Genomic DNA, 21,893 nt, shown 5'->3' with positions numbered 1-21,893 from the left:
CGAAGCAGATCGGTCCGACACGGGTGTCAGACGTCGCGCTCGCGCACGGCCAGTACGGCGATCACCACCGAGGCGAGGCCCCAGGCGGGGAGGGTGATCCAGGACTGCGTGGTGGAGGCGTGGTGGCCGACGATGCGGCCGGAGCCGAGATGGCTCAGCTGCACCCACGCGGGGAATGGCAGGTTGTCGCTCAGCCGCGCGGTGAACTCGCCGACGTGCAGGAACTTTTGGTCCGACAGCGCGAGCGGCACGACCAGGAAGGTGACCATGAGGGCGAATACGGTGGCCGGCCCGTTGCGCACGAGCGCGCCGACGGCCAGACCGATCAGGCCGGACACGGCGAACGTGAGCATCGCGGCTCCGATCAGCCGGGGGACGCCGGGGGTGTCCCATGAGTACGCGGTGATCCGGTCCCCGTAGATCGCCAGGGTCAGCCCCACGCAGCACACCCCCGTGATCAGGCCGACCACGGCCAGGACACCGGACACCACCACGGCCTTGGCGACCATCACTCGGCCGCGCGCGGGTACGGCGATCAGCGTCGTACGGATCAGCCCGCTCGCATGTTCCCCGACCACGGTCTGCGCGCCGACGACGCCGGCGATGGTCATCAGCAGGAGATAGGCAGGTGGGTAACAGATCTCGTGGCCCAGGTCGAACGCCTCCCGGAAACCGGCGTCGTAGCCGGGCCAGGAGGCGTGGGCGCCCCGGGCCGAGCGGTAGGCGACGTAACCGGCGAGCAGGATCAGGAGCAGCAGGATCACCGGGGTCGAGCGGAGCGTGCGGAACTTGATCCATTCGGCGGCGATCAGGTCCCGCCATCGGGCGGGGGACGAAACGGTAATGGTGCTCATCGGCTCGTCTCCTTCGCGTTCGCGTTGGCGTTCGCGTTCGCGGTTGCCGGGGCGCGGAACTGCGCGCTGTCGGCCGTGAGTTGCATGAACGCCTCCTCCAGCCCGCCGCCGTGGGCGGTGACCTCGTGGACCAGGACCCGGTGCGTGAAGGCCAGTTCGTTGACCCGCGCGGTGGTCAGACCGGTCACGGTGAGCGCGTCCGGGTCGCCGCCGACCGTCGCCGATCCGCCCGCGTCCGCCAACAACCGGGCGAACAACGCCGGTTCGGGAGTGCGCACGGTGATCGTGCCGGTCCCGGCGCGGGCCGCGAAGTCGGCGAGCGGCTCGTCCGCGATCAGCCGTCCGGCGCCGATCACCACGAGGTGGTCGGCGGTCTTCTGCATCTCGCTCATCAGATGGCTGGACACCAACACCGTGCGGCCCTCCCCCGCCAGCTCCCGGAACAGCTCGCGCGCCCACCGGATACCCTCCGGATCCAGGCCGTTGACCGGCTCGTCGAACAGCAGCACCGGCGGGTCACCGAGCAACGCGCCCGCGATTCCGAGCCGCTGCCGCATCCCCAGCGAGAATCCGCCGATCCGCCGCCCAGCCGCCGACCCCAGGCCGACCGTCGCCAATACCTCCCGAACCCGGCCGCGCGGCAGCCCGTTGCTTCGGGCCAGGGCCGCCAGGTGCGCGTACGCCGTACGGCCCTTGTGTACGTCGTTCGCGTCAAGGAGCGCGCCCACGTGCCGCAACCCGGCGCCGGCCGCCCGAAACGGCCGGCCGTCGATGGTCGCGCTGCCGCCGGTGGGCTTGTTCAGACCCAGGAGCAGGCGCAGCGTGGTCGTCTTGCCCGCACCGTTGGGGCCCAAAAAGCCGGTCACCCGGCCCGGTCGCACGGTGCAGGTCAGTCGGTCCACGGCCGGCGCGTCGCGGCCGTAGCGCTTGGTGAGTTCGTTGATTTCGATCACCCGGCAACGGTGTCCCGGACCGACACCCCCGCGCGTCCGGACCCGGGCGGATCCGGTGGGCGCTCGGGGTAGCCGCCCGGGGGTACGCCCGCAGGCTGACGTCCGGCCCGACAGGTGCCGGCTACGATCGGCCGGTGCTCCAAGGAAGCTGGTCTCCCCCGCCATCGCGCAACTCGCGTACGCCGCTGCCGCTCCGCTGGTCCGCGCTCGCCGCCACGCGGGCCGGTCGGTACACGATCGGCGGGTGTACGGCCGTGTTGTGGTCGGCGCTGCACGTGTTCCTGTACCTGGTGCCTGAGCCCTTCGCCCACGTCACCATGTGGGCGGGTGCGGCGACGGCGGTGCTGTTGGCGCTGCCGGTCGGGCCGGTCCGCCGGTGGCCGGTGCCGGTCCTCGGGGTGCTCCTGGCCGAGTCGATCGTGGTATTGCTGCTGCGGGACCGGGCCTGGCCGCTGTTCCCGGCCATCGCCGTGCTGATCGGGCACCTCGCGGCCACCGGCCCGCGTCGGGTCGGCGTCGCCGCCGCCGTGCTCGTACCGGGCGTGTGGGCGGGCGTGTTCGTGGGTCGCTCGCTGACCGTGGATCAGGGCAACGACGGGGTCGGCGACGTGCTCTCGCAACTGGCCGCCGCCGGCGCGGTGGTCGGGATCGGCTGGCTGATCGGCGACGCGATCCGGCGCCGGCGCGAGTACCGGGCCGATCTGCACGCGGCGGCGGCGGCCCGGGCGGTGTTGGCCGAACGGCTGCGGATCGCCCGCGAGCTGCACGACATGGTCGCGCACAGTATCGGCGTGATCGCGATCCAGGCCGGAGCCGCGAGTCTGGTCCTGGACACCCGGCCGGCCGGCGCGCGCAAGGCGATCGACACGATCGAGGCCACCAGCCGCGAGACGTTGGCGGAGTTGCGCCGGATGCTGGTGTCGCTGCGCCGGGCGGACAGCGACGCCGACGGCGACGGCGGGTCGGAGTCCGGTCGGGAGGTGCCGGGCGTGGGCCTGGAGGGTGTGGACCGGTTGGCCGCGAATACCGCGGACGCGGGGATGCGGGTCGAGGTGGTCTGGCGGGGAGCGCGCCGCCCGCTGCCGCCCGAGGTCGACCTGGCCGCGTTCCGGATCATCCAGGAGGCGGTCACCAACGCGCTGCGCCACTCCGGCACTCGGCGGTGTCGGGTGTCCGTCGAGTACCTGGACGCGGAGTTGGCCATCGAGGTGGTCGACGACGGGACGGCGGACCCGGCGCGGGCCGTGGCACCGGGCGGCGGGGGCGGCGGCGGTCTGGGCATCTCCGGGATGCGCGAGCGGGTGGCCCTGGTACACGGCCGGTTCAGCGCCGGGGCGCGGCCCGAGGGCGGCTTCCGGGTCGCGGCGAGGCTGCCCGCATGAGCACCCGCATCGTGCTCGCCGACGACCAGGAACTGATCCGCGCCGGGCTGACCATGGTCGTCGCCGAACTCCCGGACCTGACCGTGGTCGGCGAGGCCGGCACGGGGGCGCAAGCGGTCGAACTGGTGGCCCGACTGCGCCCCGACGTCGTGGTGATGGACATCCGGATGCCCGGCATGGACGGCATCGAGGCGACCCGGCTGATCACCGCCGACTCGACGACGACCAGGGTCGTGGTGCTGACCACGTTCGACGACGACGACAACGTCTACGGCGCACTGCGCGCGGGGGCCAGTGGGTTCCTGGTCAAGGACATGGCGCTGGTGGACATCATCGCCGCGATCCGGGTGGTCGCCGCCGGGGACGCGCTGATCGCACCGAGCGTCACCCGCCGCCTGATCGCCGAATTCGCCGGCCGCGAACCGGCCGTACGGCCTACCCGACGCCCCCTGACCGGCATCACCGCCCGCGAGCGAGAAGTACTCACCCTGGTCGGCCGCGGCCTGTCCAACCAGGAGATCGCCGCCGAACTGTTCATCGGCCCGGCCACCGCCAAGACCCACGTGGCCCGCCTGCTGACCAAGCTGGCCGCCCGCGACCGCATCCAACTCGTCATCGCCGCCTACGAGGCGGGCCTGGTCACCCCGTCGGGTTGACCCCCACCGACCGGGCAACGACGGCAACCGGGCGACGATACGCGCCTACGACCGCGCCGGCACGCTCCCGGCCAGGGCCGACACCGCTCCCCCGCCTACCCCCGCACCCGCCCGGACCGCCGCCCGTCACCGCCCCGTCCATACCCCGGCCACCGAACCGGCCCAACCCGCCTACCCCTTCGCCCGACGCCCCCCGCGCCTGGGCTTCGGTGCGTCGCCGCCCAGCAGGTCCTGGCGGCGTTCGTCGCCCTTGGCCTCCAGGCGCGCGACGATGCGGCGCAGGCTGTCGGCCAGTGTGCGGCATTCGGCGGGGGTCAGGTCGTCGGTGACGAAGGCTTCCTCGGCGTTGAAGGCCGGGAAGACCCGGGCCATCAGCTCCTCGCCGGCCGGGGTGAGCGAGAGCAGGACCAGCCGGCCGTCGCCGGCGTGCGCCGCGCGCGCGAGCAGGCCGCGCGTTTCCAGCGTGCGGGCCACGCCGGTGAGCGTGCCCTTGGAGATGCCCGCCTCCTCGGCGACATGCCGGGTCTCGCTCTCGCCCCAGATCCACACCTCCCACAACACGGTGAACGCCGTCCAGGTCAGTTCCGCGTCGCGCAGCACCGAGTTCTCCAGGTGCTGGCGCACCGCGGCGGCGGCGCGATAGATGTTCGACACCGCGGCCATCTGCTCGCGCCGCAGCGGGATGTCGCCCAGACGTGCCTGGACGGCCTTCTCCGTTTCGGTGATGGACCGCTTGCCGACCACGTGCTCCGCCTTCCTCGTCGAACACACTTCCTCGAACGCGCCCGAGCGGTGGCTCGATACGCCTTCTGCATCCCGAAATCTAGCCCTTGTGGGGACCTGTTTGCATCCGTACGATCGGCGACACTCGCAGATCGTACGGGCCCAAACGAATGGGTTCCCGCCCCTCGGAGGCGCCGGGCATGGCAATCAGACAAGCGTCGACGACCAGCACCACCGACCCCGACCAGCCCGCCCCCGCGCGTGGTTCGCTCGGCGTCGCGCACATCGTCTTCTTCGTGGTGGCGGCCTCGGCCCCACTCACCGTCGCCGCGGGCGGCATCCCGCAGAGCCTCGCGGTCACCGAGACCTCCGGGATCCCCGCGGTCTACCTGGTCCTGGCCGCGCTGCTGGCGATCTTCAGCGTCGGCTACGCCGCGATGAGCCGGCGCATCACCGGTGCGGGCGCGTTCTACGCCTACGTCGCCCGGGGCCTGGGCCGAGTCGCCGGTCTCGGTGCCGCGTTCGTCGCGCTGATCTCGTACAACGCCATGCAGATCGGCATCTACGGCCTGTTCGGCTTCACCACCGCCGACTTCCTGGACGCCAAGTTCGGGCTGCAGGTGTCCTGGTGGGTGGTGGTGCTGATCGGCATCGTGCTCGTGGGCACCCTCGGCTACCTGCGGATCGACCTCAACGCGCGGGTGTTGGCCGCACTGCTGATCGCCGAGACGGTCACCGTCCTGGTCTTCGACGTCGGCGCGTTCAGCCAGGCGCCCGACGGCGTGTCGCTGCACCCGTTCACCTGGGACGCGCTGACCTCGGGCTCGACGGGCGCGGCGTTCTGCTTCGTGATGGCCTCCTTCACCGGCTTCGAGTCGGCCGCCATCTACGGCGAGGAGTGTCGCGACCCCAAACGCACCGTGGCCCGCTCGACCTACATCTCGGTCGGCGTGATCGGCGTGTTGTACGCGATCACCGCTTGGGCGCTGATGAGTGGCGCGGGCACGGACCAGGCGGTCGCGGCGGCCGGCGAGCACGGACCGAACCTGATCTTCGTACTCGGCGGCGAACAGATCGGCTCCGGTTTCGCGGACGTGGCCCAGGTCTTCCTGATCACCAGCCTGTTCGCCGCGCTCCTGTCCTTCCACAACGCGGTCGCCCGCTACTTCTTCGCCCTCGGCCGCGAGGGTGTCCTGCCCACCCCGCTGGGCCGCACCCACCCCCGCACCGACTCGCCGCACCTCGGCTCGGCCACCCAGACCGTGCTGGCCGCGGCGGTGGTGATCGTCTTCGCCGCGCTCGATCGTGACCCGATGGCGACGCTGTTCAACTGGTTCACCAACCTCGGCGCCCTCGGCGTGATGTTGCTCCTGGTGCTGACCTCGCTGGCGGTGATCGCATTCTTCGCCCGGCAGGGCGCCGACGGGGAGAGCGCGTGGAGCCGGTTGTCGGCGCCGGCCGTGGCGGCAGTGCTGCTCGCGGTGGTCTTCGTCGCCGCACTGGACAACTTCGGCGTACTGCTGGGCGTCGACTCGGGCTCGGCGCTGCGCTGGGTGTTGCCCGCACTGGTCCTGGGCGCGGGTGTGGTCGGCGCGCTGTTCGCGCTGTACCTGCGGACGGCCCGGCCGCAGATCTACGCGGGCATCGGCCGCGGGCAAGGCTGACCCGATAGGCACGAATAGCGAATGACGAATGACGAATGACGAATGGCCCCAGCACCGCGAGGTGTTGGGGCCATTCGTCGTCGGCACGACCCGCGCTACACCGCGCCCGCGCCCGTACCGGCGCCCGTACCCACGCCCGACTCGCCGCTCGCCAGCAACGTCCCGCCGTTCCACACCACGCCGACCTGGCGGTAGTACGCCCCGATCGGCTCGTCCACCTCCAGCCGGGCCAGTTCCTCGGTCGGCGCCTCGAACAGGGTCAGCTCGGCATCGCCGACCCACGCCTGCCCGCCCTCGGCGGACTCCGCACCGGCGACCACCAGTTCGTCCAGGGCCAACCCGCCACCCGGTTCGATCGACGGCAACCAGCGGTGGTGCGCCATCGGGTGGCCGTTGACGAAGCCGTTGCTCGGCGCCGGTTCGCGCAACGTCACCACCGCCTCGGCCAACCGCCGGTCGCCGGCGGCGAGCGTGGCGCCGAACCTCGCGCCCGCCTCGATGCGCGGCGCCGGGCCGTACGGGTGCGGGCGGGTCTGGTGGATCGAGCCGAGCTTCTTCGGATAACCCTGGTGCAGCCCGCGCGCGATGGCGAAGTCCTTGTCCACCCAGATGTGTACGCAGCGCGAGTAGGTCACCCCGGCGTACTGGCAGCGCACCACCGCGAAGCACTCCTTGTACTGCGCCCGTACCGGATCGAGCAGTTCGGCCCGCCCGGCCGCGCAGGACTGCCAGTCCGCCCAGATCAGCGCGACCGCGCCCGGGTCCTCGTCGGCGAGCGCGAGCTGCGGCGGCAGCAGTTCGGCCACGCGCGCCGGGTCGGTGCGGTACTCGATGGTCAGCAGGTCGCCCGAGTAGTGCCACGGGGGCGCGGGGATCATCGACGACCGGCCGGTGCCGGTCTTGGGGTGGAAGAAACCGTGCACACCGCGTACGCCGGTCATGGCGCCTCCCTCTGCGAACCCTCTGCGAACCCTGATGGATCGTTTGGGTCCGTACGATATGCCTCCCTCGGCGAGTTGTCACGCACGCAAAGCCTTGCCCCAAACCCTTGTGCGACACGTGCGACGTCCATATGGTTTGGGCTCAAACGAATTGACCGTGCGTTCGGTGCGAGGAGAATCCGGTGAATCCATCCGCAGTGGCCCGGGCCCACGAGGTCGTCGCCGAGCTGAAGGCCCGCGGTGTCGACGTGGTCCGGGTGGCCTACCCGGACCTGATCGGCACCGATCGCGGGCGCGACGTACTGGTGGACCACCTGCCCTCGGTATGCGCACACGGACTGGCCTTCTGCCGCGCGGTCTTCCACACCACCCCCAGGGGCGAGACGGTCGCGGTGGCCGGCGGGATGGACGCGGGCCTCCCGGACATCTGCGTCTACCCCGACCTGGACACCCTGGTCGACATCCCCTGGGAACCCGGCGTCGCGTGGTGTCTGGGCGAGACGATCGACCCGGCCACCGGGCGCCCGGCCGGCGAGGCGCCGCGCGCCCTGCTGCGCGGCGTGCTGGCCGGGCTCGCCCAGGAGAGCGGCCTTCGCCCGGTGATCGGGCCCGAGTTGGAATACTTCCTGTGCGAGCCGGATCCGGCCGGCGGCTGGCGGCGCTACGGCGACGCGCCGGGCAATGTCTATGTGGCCGGCCGGCGCGGCGACCCGGACGGGCACCTGCTGCGCACCCTGCGCACCCTCGGCAAACTGGGCATCGGCGCCACCACCGGCAACCATGAGTACTGTTCCGGCCAGTTCGAGATCAACCTCGACCACTCGGACGCGCTCGACGCCGCCGACCGGGCCTTCCGCTTCAAGGCGTCGATCAAGGAACTGGCGCGCCTGGAGGGGCGATTGGCCACCTTCATGGCCAAACCCTTCGCGGACGAGGGCGGTTCGGGCTTCCATCTGCATCTGAGCTGCGTGGACGCCGACGGCACCAACTCGTTCGACGACCCGGCCGGCCCGTACGGGCTGTCCGCCGCCGCACACCACGCGATCGCCGGCATCCTGGCGCACGCCCCCGCGCTGGCCGCGCTGCTGAACCCGACGATCAACTCGTACAAACGATTCGGCCCGGACACCCTCGCGCCGTGGCTGATCGACTGGGGCCTGGACAACCGCAGCGCGCTGGTCCGGATCCCACCCGAGCGCGGCGCCGGCGCGCGCCTGGAGATCCGCCTGGGCGATGCGAGCGCCAACCCGTACCTGGCCGTCGCCGGTCTGCTCGCCGCCGTCCGCCTGGGCCTGCGCGACCGGGCCGCGCCGCCCGCGCCGCTGGAGGGCTACGGGTACGACAGCACCAAGGCGCCGATCCTGCCCGCGACGCTGAGCGAGGCGCTGGACGCGTTCGAGGCCGACAAGGCGCTCACCGAACTGCTCGGCGCCGAGTTCACCGACACGTTCGTCACCTACAAGCGCGACGAGGTGGCCCGCTTCCACCGACACGTCACCGACTGGGAGTTCACCGAGTACGCCTACCACCTCTGACTCCGAGGCAAGTCCGAGACAACGCCGAAGCAACGCCGAGGCAACGTCGAGTCTCGTCACCCCCGCCGATCCACCCGCGAGGAGTTTCCGTGCGCACCCCCACCACCGCCTCCGCCGTCCCCGAGCCGATGCCGCTGGCGGAGATCGACCTCGCCGACAACGACCGTTTCCTGGACGGCGAAACCCCCTGGCGGATGTTCCACACGCTGCGCCGCGAGGACCCGGTGCACTGGCAGCCCGAGCCCGCCCCGAACAGCGGCTTCTGGGCGCTGACCAGGCACGCCGACATCGTCGCCGTCGACCGCGACCCGCAGACCTTCACCTCCGGCCGGTTCACCAACCTGGAGGAGGTCGACGACTCGCAGATCGCCATCCGGCGTTCGCTCCTGGAGACCGACGGCCTGCGCCACACCGCACTGCGCCGGCTGCTGCAGAAGCAGTTCACGCCGCGCGCGATCGCCGACTACGGCACCTTCCTGCGCGGGCTGACCGCACACACCCTGGACAACGCGCTGGCCAAGGGCACCTTCGACTTCGTCCACGAGGTCTCCGCCGACTTCCCGATCAACGTACTGGCCAAGATGCTGGACGTGCCCGGCGAGGACACCGAGAAGCTGATCGACTGGGGCAACCGGATCATCGGCAACACCGACCCGGACTACGCGGACGTACTCCTGGAGAGCGCGGCGAGCGAGCGCTACCGCGACCTGCCCTTCCGCAGCCCCGCGTCGCTCGAAGTCTTCGCCTACGGGCGCGAGTTGGCCGCCAAGCGACGCGGCGGCGAGGGCACCGACCTGGTCAGCCGGTTGATCAACCGGACCCCGTCGGACGGTGTTCCGCTGTCGCAACACGACTTCGACAACTATTTCCTGCTCCTGGTCGTGGCGGGCAACGAGACCACCCGGCATGCCATCTCGCACTCGATGCTGGCACTCCTGCGCAACCCGGAGCAGTTGGCGCTGCTCCGCGACAACCTCGCACTGATGCCGGACGCGGTCGAGGAGTTCCTGCGCTGGGCCTCCCCCGTCTACCACTTCCGCCGCACCGCGACCCGGGACGCCGAACTGGGCGGCAAGCGCATTCGTGAGGGCGACAAGGTGGTGTTGTGGTTCGCCTCCGGCAACCGCGACGAGGCGGTGTTCGCGAACCCGTACGACTTCGACGTCACCCGCAAGGGCGTCGACCACGTCACCTTCGGCAAGGGCGGCCCACACTTCTGCCTGGGCAACGCGCTGGCCCGGCTCGAGATGCGAATCATGTTCGAGGAACTGCTGCCCCGCATCGCCGACATCCGCCTGGCCGGCGAGGTCCGCCGGGTGCGCTCCAACTTCGTCAACGGCATCAAGGAACTGCCGGTGACGGTCACCCCGGCCTGAGCCCGGCCGGCCGATGGGTAGGGTGCGCCGCATGGACTCTCGTGCGGTGGTCGGCGGGTTCGGGCTGGTCGCGGTGCTGCTCCTGGCCGGATGCGGGAGCACCGACGGCCACCGGGCGGGGGCAACGGGGACCGGTACCAGTGCGCCGAGCCTCGATCCGGCGATGATCGAACGTGCGGCACTGCTCGGCACCACGCCCGGGATGGTGTACGTCACCGACGTGCCCGGGTTCGAACTCGCCCGGCAGTCGGTCGCGGTGTACGGCGACGCCGGCTTCCAGGCGACGTACGTGTCGACGACGGGTCGGCAGATCCATCTGGCCGTGGACGCCCAGGGCGCGGCGGCCTGCCCGGCCACGCCGCCGCCGACGCCGCCGCGCGAGAGCTGCTCGGCCGACGGCGACGCGTGGTATCGCGCCACGCCGACCGAACACACCTACACCCGCGCGGTGGCCGGCCTCGTGCTGCACCTCTGGGCCGCGCCGGCCGAGGTCGACCGAGCCACACTCCGCGCGGCGGCACTGGCCGCGCGCCCGGCGAACGACGCGGAATTGCCCGCGGTGCTACCCCCGCCGGAGCGGGATGGACCGCCCGGCCCGACCCGGCCGAGTGGGTCGGCCGAATCGGCCGGATCGGCAGGAACGACCGAGCCGAGCGGATCAGCCGAACCGGCCACCCCCACCGCGCCCGTCCGGCGCGGGGATCTGCCGCCGGTGGGCGACGGCGCGCCGATGGACCCGCCCAGGCTCGGCGGGTGACGACGATACGGGCTGCGCATAAGCCTTTTTCGAAATGGCGGTTCGTTTCGGTGAATTCCGCGCGCGGCGCGCCGCCGAGCACGGCGAAGAAATTGCCGCGTGGAATGTCCTCCGAGCAGAAGATGCCAACGAGTTCGGTTAATCGAAATTCACCGTCATTCGTTGCCCGGTGCAGGCAACCTCCTCGTCAGCATGCCGAGCAAGCCCGCACCCGCTCGGCATCCATGCAGGGTAGGAGCCTGATCGTGCATTCCACAGGACGATTTCCAGCCGGCCCGAATGGCCGATAATCGTTCTTGTTCGGCCGGCTACGGCCGGCTTAGCGTCCTCCCCGAGATCAAACAGGTCTCATCGAATCGCCGGACCCACCAAATTCCGACGACCGATATCGCGGGAGTTGTCATGAACGACAAGATTCTGCTCGAAGAAACCACCGAGACGCGCGACTTCGCCGACCTGGACCTCGACGTCCGCATCACCGACGGCGAAATCGAAGCCACCAACTTCGGCTCGGGCCGCTGCCCGACCACGTCGCCCAACCTGACCAGGAGTGTGCAGTCCCGCTGCGGCATGTGCTGCTGATCCGTAGGTCCGGGGGCGGGCGGGTCTGCCCGCCCCCGGCTGTCGACTCCCGGCGCGAGCCGGTCATCCGGGCATGGGATCGGTACGGGACACGGTGCGAGACTCCAAGCGGAATCCTGGACACGACGTCGGTTGGCACGAGGGGCGAACCGACGCACGAGACGACGAATACACGCCGGCCGGCCCGATCTTCGTGCGGATGACCACCGTGCCGCACACCGGGAAGGGCCCGGTCGCGGACACAGCCGACGCGAACACCCCTGCGGGCCTACGGCGGCTCATCGCCGACCCGCTGCTGCGCGAGGCCGTCGGGGTGGCCAGCGGCAGCCTGTCCGGCGCTTTGGACCGGCTCGACACGGGCGTCGACCCGGGCCCGAAGCGGCTGACCGGCACCGCCCTTTCGATGACCCGCTACGCGCTGCGGATGAGCGGCCGGCCCACCCCGTTCGGCCTGTTCGCAGGTGTCGCCGCGGCCCGCCTGGGACCGGTCGCTCGGACGAGCGTACGCGGCCCCGGCGCCAAGGCCGTCCGGCTCGACGCGGGTCGCCTGCACGAGCGGGTCCGGGCCTGGCTCGCCGCCCCCGAGGTCCGCCGCCGGGTCGACGTGGTACTCAACGACCTGTGCCGGGTCCGAGACGGCCGGTTGATTCTGGCCGGCCCCGAGCGGGAGACCTCGGTCCGGCTCAACGCACTGGTCGCGCACGTGTGCGCGACCACGACCCACCCCGTCCCGTACCAGAGCGTGCTCGACGGCGCCGACGCGGCCTTCCCCGGCGTCGGCCGCGACCGGCTCGATGCCTCGATGGCGCAACTGCTCCGGCACGGCTTCCTGCTCAGCTCGATCACCCCGCAGCGCCTGGACGACGCGCTGTTCGATCGGATCGACGCCGCGATCGAAGAACTCCCGGACGAGGCACGCGACTTCCGCGCCACCCGGGCCGCCGTACGCGAGTATGAGAAGGCCCGGCCCGGCGCAGGAGCCGATTCCTGGCGTCGGTTGATGGCCCTGGTCGATCCGCGCGGGGACGCGCCCCATCCACCGGTCCAGGTGGATCTGCGGATGGACGCCGACCTCATCCTGCCGCCGGCCGTGGGCGAGGAGGCGAGCGCCTACGCCGACGCGATGTGGCGGCTGTCGGACGCGTGGATCACCCACGCGCACCTGCGCGACTACCGGAACCGCTTCATCGAGCGGTACGGCACCACCCGGTCCGTGCCACTGGCCGAACTCGTCGACCCGCACCGGGGCCTGGGCTATCCGGCCGGCTACGGCGAACCCCTCGACGACAGCGAGCAGTTCACCGGCTACCGGCCCGGCCGCGGCCGACGAGTGCTGACCGGCGAACTGGTCCAGGAGGCGCTCCTGCGCGAGGACCGCGAACTGCGGCTCACCCCGGAGCTGATCGACCGACTGGCCGACACCGGCCAACCCGACGCCGATCTGCCCGCCGCGCCGCCGAACACACTGGAGTTGTGTTTCCAACTCCTCGCCGACGATGTCGATGCCCTGGATCAAGGCCGGTTCCGCCTGGTCGGCACCCCGCACTCGGGTTCGTGGGTGGCCGGCGCGATAGCCGGCAGATTCACCGAACTCACCGACAGGACAGAGCAGTTGGCCGATCTGGTGGCCACCGCGGTGGATGCCGACGCGGTAGCCGCCCAGGTCACTTTCCGGCCCTTCGCCGCCCGCGCGCTGAACATGATCCAGGTACCCCGACTGTTGCCCTACGAGATCCCCGTCGGGATCTACGCCGACCGTCGCGAACCGCACTGCCTGGACTGGCGCGAGTTGCGCGTGAGGGTGGACGAGACCGGCCTGAGGCTGACCCTGCCCGGGACCGGGCAGCGGGTCATCCCCGTGGTGCCGCACATGCTGGCCCTCGATCGCGAGGCGCCCAAGGTGGTCCGGTTGATGGTGGACATCGTCTTCGGCCGATCGCGGACCTGGACCGGTTGGCACTGGGCCGGCCTCGAGACACTGCCGCTGCTGCCGCGGGTGACCTTCGGCCGGGTCGTGGTCGCGCCCCGGCGCTGGACGCCGAACCATGCGATGCGCGCCGCCGCCGACGAGCCGCGCGAGTTCGACCGCGCGCTGTGCGAATGGCGCGAACGCTACGGTGTCCCGGGTCGGATCCAGGTGGCGCGCGGGGACCGCGTGTACGGCCTCGACCTGACCGCGCCCTGGCACCGCACCCTGCTGCGGCACGAGGTACGCACGGATCGACTCGCCCTCTTCGAGGACCTGACCGAGGACGGTCGCGGCTTCGGCTGGGCCGACGGACACGGCACCGAGGTGGTGGTCCCACTGATCCGGCGGGCAGCGCAGCGGGTCGGCAGCACGCCCGTGTCCGCGACCGCGCCGGCACCGGTCCGGGTCGCCGAGCCGGCCGTCGCCGACTACCGACTGCCCGGTGAGGACTGGCTGTTCGCCAAGCTGTACGCAACCCCCGACACCCACGACGAGCTGCTCCGGGTCCGACTGCCCGCGTTGCTCGCCGACATCGGCGAGCATCTCGACGACTGGTTCTTCATCCGCTATGTCGACCCCGACCCGCACCTGCGGATCCGCCTGCACGGCGAACCGGGGCCACTGCGCGAGCGGGTGCTGCCCGAACTGGCCAGGCACGCCCGGGCGATGCGCGACGCTGGGGCGATCCGCGCGCTGGTGCTCGACACGTACGAACCGGAGACCGAGCGCTACGCCGGGCCTGCCGCGTTGGCCGCCGCGGAGCGCCTGTTCACCCTGGACAGCAGATCGGCGGTGATCCAACTGGGCCTGCGCGCCCGGGGGGCACTGGCCGTCCCGGACGAGGTGCTGATCGCGGTAAACCACGCACTGCTCCTGGAGAGTCTGGGCGACTGGGACTGGTGTTCGTGGGTCGAGGACGCGTTCGTCAAGGATCCGCAGCAGACCGCGTTCCGCCGACACCGGGCCCTGGCCCGGGAGTTGATCCGGCCCGGCCACACGGCGGCGGCGGTCCGGGACAGGCTGGGCGTACCAGCCCTGGCCGAACTGTGGACCCGGCCGGCGGCGGCGCACGCGTACGGCGCGATCGTGCTGTCCGACGAGGCCCGCCGACCGGCGGACACGGCGCACGAGAACGCGATACTCGGCCTGTTGCACATGCAGCACAACCGCCTGCTCGGCATCGACCGGGCAGGCGAGGCTCGCGGCTACACGATCCTGCGCGGCATCGCAAGCGACCACCTCGGACGGTTGGCGCACGCCTCGTCGCGGCTCCGGACCGGTCCGGTGAGCGCCCGCGACCCGGCACGAGAGCGGACCGCGGCGAACGCGCAGGACGTGGTGAACCCGGCGGGTGTGCGGAACACGGCGGACACGGTGCCCACCGTGAGCGGAACGGCGGGCGAGGAACGGGAGCAGCGCGATGACTGAGCGGACCGACCACCTCCCGACCACGGACCACACGGGGACCGAACCCCGGTACGCGAACCGGGCCCGGGCGACCGTGGCGCGCGTGCTGGACCGGCTGGCCGATCCGGCGGCCGTGGCGCGCGATACCGCCGTCCTGGGCAACGAGTCCGTGACTGGCGACGCGCTACCGCTGTGGACCGACCTGTCGCTCTCCAGCGGCTTTCCGGGCGTCTCGCTGGCGTTCAGCGGTAGCACCCCGCACACGGGGGCCGAGCATGTCTCCCGCGCGCATGCCCACCTGGTCCGGGCGATGGCGGCGCTGGCTGGGGAACCTCTCGAGACCAACGGCATGTTCTTCGGGCCGGGCTCGGTCGCCTTCGCCACGCTGGTCGCGCACAACGCCACCGGCGGGTACGGGTCCGCCCTGGCCCGAATGGACGAACATCAGCGCAGGGTGGTCCGCGCCGCACTGCCGCGGCCGGACCGCGACGGGCCGCTGACCACCAACGGCGAGTTCGAGGTCGTACGCGGGCTCAGTGGCATCGGCCGCTACCTGCTGGCCCGGCACACCGCCGGCGCGGCGGGCCTGGCCGAGACCGAGATGGTGCTGTCGTACCTGGTCGGATTGGCCGACGGAGAGATCACCCATCGCGGTCACAAGGTGCCGCGTTGGTGGACCCTGGCTGCTCCCCAGCTCGGCCTGGAGGCGGAGATGCCGGACGGCCACCTCAACCTGGGCCTTTCGCACGGCGTGGCGGGGCCACTCGCGCTGCTGTCTCTGGCCTGGCGCGCGGGCGTGCGGGTCCCCGGCCAGCAGGCGGCGATCGAACAACTCGTTGCCCTGCTCACCGAGTGCGCCGTGACCGACGGCGACGCGCTGTGGTGGCCCGGGTTCCGTACCCTGGACCAGTGGGCGGCCGGACCCGACCCGACCATCAAGTCACCACGTCCGTCCTGGTGTTACGGCGCTCCCGGGGTCTCCCGCGCGATCCAGCTGGCCGCCCTCGCCCTGGACCGGCCGGACTGGCACGAGCTGACCCGCCGTTCGCTGACCGACCTGCTCGGCACACCGATCGCGCGGTGGGGCATCGACAATCCGGCCCTGTGCCACGGCTCGGGCGGGCTCCTGCATCTGCTCGGCCTGCTCGGGGAACACGTCGCCGACCCCCGACTGCCCGCGTTGCGCGACGAGTTGGCCGCGCTGGTCCTGGACCAGTATCGGGACGAGTATCGCTTCGGCTTCCGGGCGACGATGACCGACGTGCCGCAGGACACGGACGTACCCGCCTTCCTGGAGGGCGCGGCCGGCGTGGCCCTGGCCCTGGACGCCTACGCCGAGGGCGGAGCGAGGGCGGGCTGGGACCAGGTACTGCTCGTGGTCTGATTCCCGGGTCGCGGGGGGTCAAAAAGCGCGCGGTCCCGGGTACGTTCCCCTGCCATGGACCCCTCCAGCGGCATTCCCCGCGCCCGGCCCGGATCCCGCCGCCGATTCCTGCTTCCCCTGGTACTCGCCGTCCTGGCCGCACTCGTCTCGCCGAGCGCCTTCGCCGCGTCGTCCACCCCCCGGTCCCCCGGCGCCGCCGCGGCCACTCAACGCTGGGGCAACGCCCGCCTGGATCAGGTCACTTCGCTGACCACGCACAACTCGTTCACCAACTACGAGGATTCGCGCTGGTCCTCGGTCAACCAGGCCGAGTCGATCCGCGGCCAGTTGGACCGGGGCGTCCGCGGCCTGATGCTCGACACGCACTGGTACGAGCACAGCACCGCGCTGTGCGTGATCAGTTTCGGCAGCGACTGCTACCCGAGCGACGTCTACCTGTGTCACGGCGACTGCAAGACGTTCGCGGGCGTGACCTACGCGCTGCCCCGGCAGAGCTTCACCGCGGCGATGCAGACCGTGGTGGACTTCCTGGCCGCAAATCCGCTGGAGGTGGTGACGGTGTTCCTGGAGGACTACGTCGACACCGACCAGCTGCGCCCGTCGCTGGATCGGGTACGCGGCCTGCCGGACCTGCTGTTTCGGCCGGACACCGCCGGGGTGCGCGACCACGGCTGGCCCCGGGTGGCGGACCTGGTCACCGCGAACAAACGACTGCTGCTGTTCTCCGACCGGGCCGACAAGGAGAGCCTGGGTGTCATGTACGACAAAACGTGGACCGTACAGAACTACTGGAGCCTGGGCGACCTGGGCAACGACCTCGCCTGCACCAGTCGGTGGTCCGACGTGCCGTTGGACCGCGCGGAACCGGGCTTTCGGCGCTTGTTCGTGATGAGCCACTTCCGCAACGTACCGACGGTGGGTACGGCGGCCCTCGACAACGGATCCAAGCTGCGAAATCGCATCACCCAGCAGTGCACACCGGCGGCGGGGCACGCACCGAACTTCGTCGCGGTCGACTTCCACCGCCAATCGGATGGCAGCGGCCACACCCCGGCATCGACGGTCGCCGAACTCAACGGAGGCTGACAGCGGCGCGGCCGGACGGGCGGCGCGCTCAGGGGCACGCCAGACGCCCAAGCACGCCCGCGCCACAAAGCCAACCAACCCCAGCCCGTCCGGCGCTTGAGGACACCCGGCCGCGAGCCGCTTGCGCGCCGACCCACCCAAGCGCGCCGAGCCACGAACCCAGCCAACTCCAGCCCGTCCAAGCAGCCCGCGAGCCGCTTGCGCCCCGGCCCACCCAAGCACGCCGCACCACAAACCCAGCCAACTCCAGCCCGTCCGGCGTTTGAGGACACCCGGCCGCAGGCCGCTTACGCGCGGCCCGCCCAAAGCACGGCGCGCCACGAACCCAACCAACCCCAGCCCGTCCGGCGTTTGAGGACAAGCGGGCCGCAGGCCGCCTGCGCCCCGGCCCACCCAAGCACGCCGCACCACAAACCCAGCCAACTCCAGCCCGTCCGGCGCTTGAGGACACCCGGCCGCGCCGGCCCACCCAAGCCCACCCGCGCCACAAACCCAGCCGACGCCGGCCCGTCCGGCGCTTGAGGACCAGCAGGCCGCCCGTCGATGCGACGGCCCGCCGCCAGAGGCGCTTGTCGGACCGCCCCGCGTGGGCGGTCCGACCAGCACGTCCGACGGGTGGTCCTCAGGCGCGCTTGGCGGTACGCGCGCCGGTCGTGCGCTTGGCCGCAGCCGTCTTGCGGCCGGGTGTGCTGCGCGAGGTCGGCTTGGTGGCCTTCTTCGCGGCGGCCTTCTTGGCGGTGGTCTTCTTCGCCGTGGTCGCCTTGGCGGTGGTCTTCTTGGCGGTCACCTTCTTGGCCACCGTCGACTTCGCGGCGGTGGTCTTCTTCGCGGCCGTGGTCTTCGCCGTGGCCTTCTTCGCGGTGGTCTTCTTGGCGGCGGCCGTGGTGGCCCGCGCGGTGGTCTTCTTGGCCGTCGTCTTCTTGGCGGTGGCCTTCTTCGCGGTGGTCTTCTTGGCCGCGGCCTTCTTGCCCGCGACGGTGGTGCCGCCGCTCAGTGTGCCCGGCGAGGCCTTCTTGATCGCGGTCTCGCCGCGGGTCAGCTTCTTGGTGCCGCCGGTGAGGTCCTTGAAGCCCTGGCCGGGGCGGAAGCGCGGCACGGACGTCTTCTTGACCCGAACCCGTTCGCCCGTCTGGGGGTTGCGGGCGTAACGCGCGGCGCGGTCGACCTTCTCGAACGACCCGAAACCGGTGACCGAGACCCGCTCGCCGGCAACGACCGAACGGATGATGGTGTCCAGTACCGCGTCGACCGCTTCCTCGGCGGAAGCCCGGCCGCCGAGCTTGTCGGCGATGGCTTCGACGAGTTGTGCCTTGTTCATGAGACGCCTTTCGTGGTGCGGGGGTACCGATCGTTTTCGACCGGCCGGACCATCCGACCGATCGGGTCGAACGCCGTTGCGCCAGTACCCATTTCCATGACTGTAACTCTCCGTCACACGGGCGGCATTTCGAACCGCGGTAACGACGCGCTCGAAACACCCCCTTGGATCAACGTCGGCGGCCCCACGAGGAGATCACCGAGGCGCCGACCAAATCCGCGTGTGAGCCCGAGACGTTGCCCACCCGAACATCGTTTCGCCCTTACGCAGCAAGGCCAGAGCCACCGAACCGGGGGTCGGATCCGCCGCCCGGGAACGCACGATCCGGCTCCGCCGATCGGGAACTCCGTCCCCACCCGCGCCCCGATTCCCTCGATTTCACGCCACCGGCACCCCAACGCCCGTTCGTGGCCGAGCCCCGCGCCGAGGCCCGCCGGCAACTCACCGAATCCGACCCCGAATCGCCGAGGCGTCATCGCCCACCCGACCCGAACCGAAAGCACCCTCGGCGCACCCGCCGCGAAGCCCGCCTGCGAGGCTCGCGAACCCACCCGCCACATCACCCGAAAAGCCCGCTGACGTGCACGAACACCCCAGATCAGGCCAGGTCCGAGTAGGCGGCGGCAGAGCAGAATCGGGCACCAAGTCGCTTCCTGCGCCAACCACCCGAAATCCGAGCCACGGCACCGGATCCGACCCCCGCGCATCGAAGGAATCGCCCCACTCGGTCCCGGATCCGGGGCCGGAACACGGAAAATCCCACCACTCGGGCACCGATCCGGGCCCGAACCCGGCGAATCAGCAGATTGGCGAGCCGATCCGGGCGCGCCGCGTGGGAAATCCGGCCGGCCGAGGACCCATCCCGGCCTCGGATCCGGGGAGTCGGGGCGGTGGGCGAGAAGATTTCCGGGCCGGACAAGGCCGGTCGACTGCTCGGGACCCGGATTCCCGCACCGGGCAGGGCCGATCGAGCGGCGCGGACCGGCGGACGCGCCGGCCCGAATCAGGCCCGCGCACGACGAATCCCCGGTCCTACCGGCCCCACCCGGGCCCATCCGCACGAACCAGGCAACACGTCTCGGCCCGCCCGAACGAACCGCGCCACCCGCCCACCCTCGCCCGCCCACACCGCACGACGCGCCTCGGCCCACACAGGCGAACCACACAGCCCAGCCGGGCCCACTCGCACGCGGCAAACGGCGCGCCCGGCCCACTCGTACGATCCGCGCGACGTGTGCTCAAGCGGATCCGAACGCACCGGCCCGGCGCGCCCGGATCCGCCCGTGCGAAGCGCGCGGCCCGCTCGTGCGCACCGCGCGCCACCGCGCCGGCCTGCCCGTTCGGCTCGGCTCAGCCCGGTGCGGGCTCTGCCGAGGGCGTGGGTTCGCCGCGGACCGCTGCGGCTGTTTCGTCGCGCAAGGCGATGAAGTCCGGCGTCGAGCGGATCGAGGTCGGATCGGCGGGGCGGGTTCGTGGCAGTGGGGACTCGCGGTCGAGGACGATGCGGCCCGGGGAACCGCCCAGGGCCACCACCCGGGTGGCCAGATACGCGGCCTCGTCCACGCTGTGCGTGATCAGCACGATGGTCTTGCCGGAGCGCAGCCACAGCGCGCGCAGTTCGTCCTGGAGTTGTTCGCGGGTGAGCGCGTCCAGGGCCGAGAACGGCTCGTCCATCAGCAGGATCGCCGGATCCGGCACCAACGCCCGGGCGATCGCGACCCGCTGCTGCATGCCGCCGGACAACTCGTGCGGGCGCGCGTCGGCGACCTCGGCCAGGCCGACCGTGCCCAGCAGGTCCGCCGCCCGGGCCCGGCGCGCGGTTCGGTCGGCACCGAACGCCGCCGCGCCGCGCAGGCCGAATTCGACGTTGCGCCGCACGCTCAGCCACGGGAACAGACGTGGCTGCTGGAAGACCACACCCCGGTCCGGGCCGGGCCCGCGTACCGCCCGCCCGAACGTGCGCACCTGCCCGGACGTGGCGGGCAAAAACCCCGCCAACAGCCCGAGCAGCGTGGTCTTGCCGCAGCCCGAGGGGCCGACCACGACCAGGAACTCACCCTCGGTCACGCTCAGGTCGAGCCCGGCCAACACGACCCGCCCGGGCCGCCCACGCGAGCGGTATGTGTGCCCGACCCCCGTCAGATCCAACGCCGGACCGGCGGGCGGCGGCGCGGCGTCAGCCGGGGAACGCATCGGCGAGGTCCCTCGTGTCGATCCCGGCCCGGAAGGTGGCAAGCGGCGGCACCGCGTCGATCTTGCCCTGCCCCTTGAGGAATTCCGCCGCGCCGAGCAGGTTCTGCGCGAACGCCCCGGGCGTGGCGGGCGTGCCCAGGTATTGCGCGGACTTCTGCTGCGTCGCATCGAGCAGCACCAGCTCGGCAATCTGCGCCTTCGCCTGGTCCGCCGGGAGGTTCAGCTCCGCGCCGATCGCGCCCGCCGCCTCGTCCGGCTTCTCCCGGATCAGCCCGACCGCGCGGTCCTGCTCCTTGATCCAGGTCTGCACGGTCGTCGGGTACCTGTCCGCGAATTCCTTGCGCACCACCGCGAGGTCGGCGGTCGCCTTGCCCTGCTCGGCCAGTTGCCGGCTGGTGACCAGTACGTCGCCGCTCTTGCGCAGTTCGGCGAGCGTGGGGGTCCAGACGTACGCCCCGTCGATGTCGCCGCGCTGCCAGGCGGCCAGGATGTCCGGCGGCTCCAGGTCGATGATCTTGACCTTGGCCGGGTCCACGCCGGCCCCGGTGAGCGCGGCGAGGAGGCTGTAGTGCGCGGTCGAGCCGTACGGCGTGGCCACCCGCTTGCCGGCCAGGTCGGCGACGCTCGCCACCTTGCCCTTGCGGACGACCAGGGACTCGTTCGCGCCGATCACGTCGAAGATCCAGGGCACCTGGTAGGCGATGTTCAGCGGCGCGGACAGGCCCTTGGTCACCGGGCTGGAGCCGGCCAGGCCGATGTCGATCCGTCCGGCGATCATCGCGGTGTTGACGTCGCCTCCCGAGTCGAACTTCGTCCAGGTGATCCTGGTATCGGGCAGCGCAGATTCGAGCCACTTCCGGTTCTTGACGAGCAGATCGCCGTTGGGGATCAGCTGGTAGCCGATCCGGATTCGGGCCGGCGCGGCGGGCCCGCCGGCGGCGCCGGCGACCGTCTTGGCATCGCCCCCGTCGTCGCCGGCGCACGCGCTCGCCGCGAGCAGGGTCAGCGCGAGCAGCGGCACGGCGATCAGGGTTCTCAGCCGGCTGCGGGGAGTTCGGGTACGGCGTAGCGAGCGCATCGGGCGCATGGGGTGATTCCTGTTCCGTGTGGGAC

17 protein-coding genes are annotated in these 21,893 nt (G+C 71.6%); 10 read left to right on the top strand and 7 right to left on the bottom strand.

The genetic code is table 11. From position 1 onward, the window contains the following. Window positions 1-26: 26 nt before the first annotated feature. Window positions 27-854 (bottom strand): ABC transporter permease, encoded by an 828-nt coding sequence (locus ABIA38_RS08745; RefSeq protein ID WP_424637909.1) that lies wholly within the window; start codon window positions 852-854, stop codon window positions 27-29. Continuing rightward, window positions 851-1,807 carry an ATP-binding cassette domain-containing protein gene (locus ABIA38_RS08740; protein ID WP_424637908.1) on the bottom strand — a complete coding sequence of 319 codons (957 nt, stop codon included), beginning with the start codon at window positions 1,805-1,807 and terminating at the stop codon, window positions 851-853. The genes ABIA38_RS08745 and ABIA38_RS08740 overlap by 4 nt, the downstream gene beginning before the upstream one ends. A 134-nt stretch (window positions 1,808-1,941) precedes the next feature. On the opposite strand from ABIA38_RS08740, the gene ABIA38_RS08735 reads away from it, so the two are divergent. After that, window positions 1,942-3,189: a sensor histidine kinase gene (locus ABIA38_RS08735; RefSeq protein WP_424637907.1), complete on the top strand. Its 1,248-nt coding sequence runs from the start codon at window positions 1,942-1,944 to the stop codon at window positions 3,187-3,189. Further along, complete coding sequence (locus ABIA38_RS08730; protein ID WP_424637906.1) at window positions 3,186-3,845, top strand: response regulator; 660 nt, start codon at window positions 3,186-3,188, stop codon at window positions 3,843-3,845. The genes ABIA38_RS08735 and ABIA38_RS08730 overlap by 4 nt, the downstream gene beginning before the upstream one ends. 171 nt (window positions 3,846-4,016) lie before the next feature. On the opposite strand, the gene ABIA38_RS08725 is transcribed toward ABIA38_RS08730, so the two are convergent. After that, window positions 4,017-4,589: a MarR family winged helix-turn-helix transcriptional regulator gene (locus ABIA38_RS08725; protein ID WP_424637905.1), complete on the bottom strand. Its 573-nt coding sequence runs from the start codon at window positions 4,587-4,589 to the stop codon at window positions 4,017-4,019. 179 nt (window positions 4,590-4,768) lie between these two features. Between ABIA38_RS08725 and ABIA38_RS08720 the strand changes: the two genes are divergently transcribed. Next, a complete protein-coding gene (locus ABIA38_RS08720) occupies window positions 4,769-6,232 on the top strand; it encodes an APC family permease (RefSeq protein WP_424637904.1) in 1,464 nt (487 codons plus the stop codon). Between the two features lie 95 nt (window positions 6,233-6,327). Here the strand turns inward: ABIA38_RS08720 and ABIA38_RS08715 are convergent, their stop codons facing one another. Then, window positions 6,328-7,173, bottom strand: a complete 846-nt coding sequence (locus tag ABIA38_RS08715) for an acetoacetate decarboxylase family protein (protein WP_424637903.1) — start codon at window positions 7,171-7,173, stop codon at window positions 6,328-6,330. A gap of 182 nt (window positions 7,174-7,355) precedes the next feature. On the opposite strand from ABIA38_RS08715, the gene ABIA38_RS08710 reads away from it, so the two are divergent. From ABIA38_RS08710 to ABIA38_RS08680, 7 genes are all read left to right on the top strand, one after another. Further along, complete coding sequence (locus ABIA38_RS08710) at window positions 7,356-8,708, top strand: glutamine synthetase family protein (RefSeq protein ID WP_424637902.1); 1,353 nt, start codon at window positions 7,356-7,358, stop codon at window positions 8,706-8,708. 128 nt (window positions 8,709-8,836) lie between these two features. Further along, window positions 8,837-10,084 (top strand): cytochrome P450, encoded by a 1,248-nt coding sequence (locus tag ABIA38_RS08705; protein WP_424638168.1) that lies wholly within the window; start codon window positions 8,837-8,839, stop codon window positions 10,082-10,084. Window positions 10,085-10,115: 31 nt separating this feature from the next. Further along, a complete protein-coding gene (locus ABIA38_RS08700) occupies window positions 10,116-10,841 on the top strand; it encodes a hypothetical protein (RefSeq protein ID WP_424637901.1) in 726 nt (241 codons plus the stop codon). A gap of 402 nt (window positions 10,842-11,243) precedes the next feature. Further along, window positions 11,244-11,423 (top strand): hypothetical protein, encoded by a 180-nt coding sequence (locus tag ABIA38_RS08695; RefSeq protein ID WP_424637900.1) that lies wholly within the window; start codon window positions 11,244-11,246, stop codon window positions 11,421-11,423. A gap of 199 nt (window positions 11,424-11,622) precedes the next feature. Next, the gene (locus ABIA38_RS08690; protein WP_424637899.1) at window positions 11,623-14,820 is read left to right on the top strand and encodes a lantibiotic dehydratase; all 3,198 of its coding nucleotides are present in this window, start codon (window positions 11,623-11,625) and stop codon (window positions 14,818-14,820) included. Continuing rightward, window positions 14,813-16,183 carry a lanthionine synthetase C family protein gene (locus ABIA38_RS08685; protein WP_424637898.1) on the top strand — a complete coding sequence of 457 codons (1,371 nt, stop codon included), beginning with the start codon at window positions 14,813-14,815 and terminating at the stop codon, window positions 16,181-16,183. The genes ABIA38_RS08690 and ABIA38_RS08685 overlap by 8 nt, the downstream gene beginning before the upstream one ends. 54 nt (window positions 16,184-16,237) lie before the next feature. Continuing rightward, on the top strand, window positions 16,238-17,269 hold the full coding sequence (locus ABIA38_RS08680; protein WP_424637897.1) for a PI-PLC domain-containing protein: 1,032 nt from the start codon (window positions 16,238-16,240) through the stop codon (window positions 17,267-17,269). 622 nt (window positions 17,270-17,891) lie between these two features. Here ABIA38_RS08680 and ABIA38_RS08675 read toward each other — a convergent pair. From ABIA38_RS08675 to ABIA38_RS08665, 3 genes are all read right to left on the bottom strand, one after another. Continuing rightward, on the bottom strand, window positions 17,892-18,587 hold the full coding sequence (locus ABIA38_RS08675; RefSeq protein ID WP_424637896.1) for an HU family DNA-binding protein: 696 nt from the start codon (window positions 18,585-18,587) through the stop codon (window positions 17,892-17,894). A gap of 1,350 nt (window positions 18,588-19,937) precedes the next feature. Then, entirely contained in the window at window positions 19,938-20,780 is an 843-nt protein-coding gene (locus ABIA38_RS08670; protein WP_424637895.1) for an ABC transporter ATP-binding protein, read from the bottom strand. Continuing rightward, a complete protein-coding gene (locus tag ABIA38_RS08665; RefSeq protein ID WP_424637894.1) occupies window positions 20,764-21,867 on the bottom strand; it encodes a glycine betaine ABC transporter substrate-binding protein in 1,104 nt (367 codons plus the stop codon). Before ABIA38_RS08665 ends, ABIA38_RS08670 begins: the two co-directional genes overlap by 17 nt. Window positions 21,868-21,893: the final 26 nt, after the last annotated feature.

It is taken from the genome of Embleya sp. AB8 (assembly GCF_049739465.1).
Taxonomy (GTDB): Bacteria; Actinomycetota; Actinomycetes; order Streptomycetales; family Streptomycetaceae; genus Embleya.
This window is presented reverse-complemented; position numbering and strand designations above follow the sequence as displayed.

Bases quoted from the DNA above. Each gene is read 5' to 3' on its own strand.
- ABIA38_RS08685 (WP_424637898.1), top strand. From the start codon at position 14,813: ATGACTGAGCGGACCGACCACCTCCCGACCACGGACCACACGGGGACC.
- ABIA38_RS08665 (WP_424637894.1), bottom strand. From the start codon at position 21,867: ATGCGCCCGATGCGCTCGCTACGCCGTACCCGAACTCCCCGCAGCCGG.
- ABIA38_RS08715 (WP_424637903.1), bottom strand. From the start codon at position 7,173: ATGACCGGCGTACGCGGTGTGCACGGTTTCTTCCACCCCAAGACCGGC.
- ABIA38_RS08690 (WP_424637899.1), top strand. From the start codon at position 11,623: ATGACCACCGTGCCGCACACCGGGAAGGGCCCGGTCGCGGACACAGCC.
- ABIA38_RS08680 (WP_424637897.1), top strand. From the start codon at position 16,238: ATGGACCCCTCCAGCGGCATTCCCCGCGCCCGGCCCGGATCCCGCCGC.
- ABIA38_RS08745 (WP_424637909.1), bottom strand. From the start codon at position 854: ATGAGCACCATTACCGTTTCGTCCCCCGCCCGATGGCGGGACCTGATC.
- ABIA38_RS08730 (WP_424637906.1), top strand. From the start codon at position 3,186: ATGAGCACCCGCATCGTGCTCGCCGACGACCAGGAACTGATCCGCGCC.
- ABIA38_RS08700 (WP_424637901.1), top strand. From the start codon at position 10,116: ATGGACTCTCGTGCGGTGGTCGGCGGGTTCGGGCTGGTCGCGGTGCTG.
- ABIA38_RS08705 (WP_424638168.1), top strand. From the start codon at position 8,837: ATGCCGCTGGCGGAGATCGACCTCGCCGACAACGACCGTTTCCTGGAC.
- ABIA38_RS08720 (WP_424637904.1), top strand. From the start codon at position 4,769: ATGGCAATCAGACAAGCGTCGACGACCAGCACCACCGACCCCGACCAG.
- ABIA38_RS08670 (WP_424637895.1), bottom strand. From the start codon at position 20,780: ATGCGTTCCCCGGCTGACGCCGCGCCGCCGCCCGCCGGTCCGGCGTTG.
- ABIA38_RS08695 (WP_424637900.1), top strand. From the start codon at position 11,244: ATGAACGACAAGATTCTGCTCGAAGAAACCACCGAGACGCGCGACTTC.
- ABIA38_RS08675 (WP_424637896.1), bottom strand. From the start codon at position 18,587: ATGAACAAGGCACAACTCGTCGAAGCCATCGCCGACAAGCTCGGCGGC.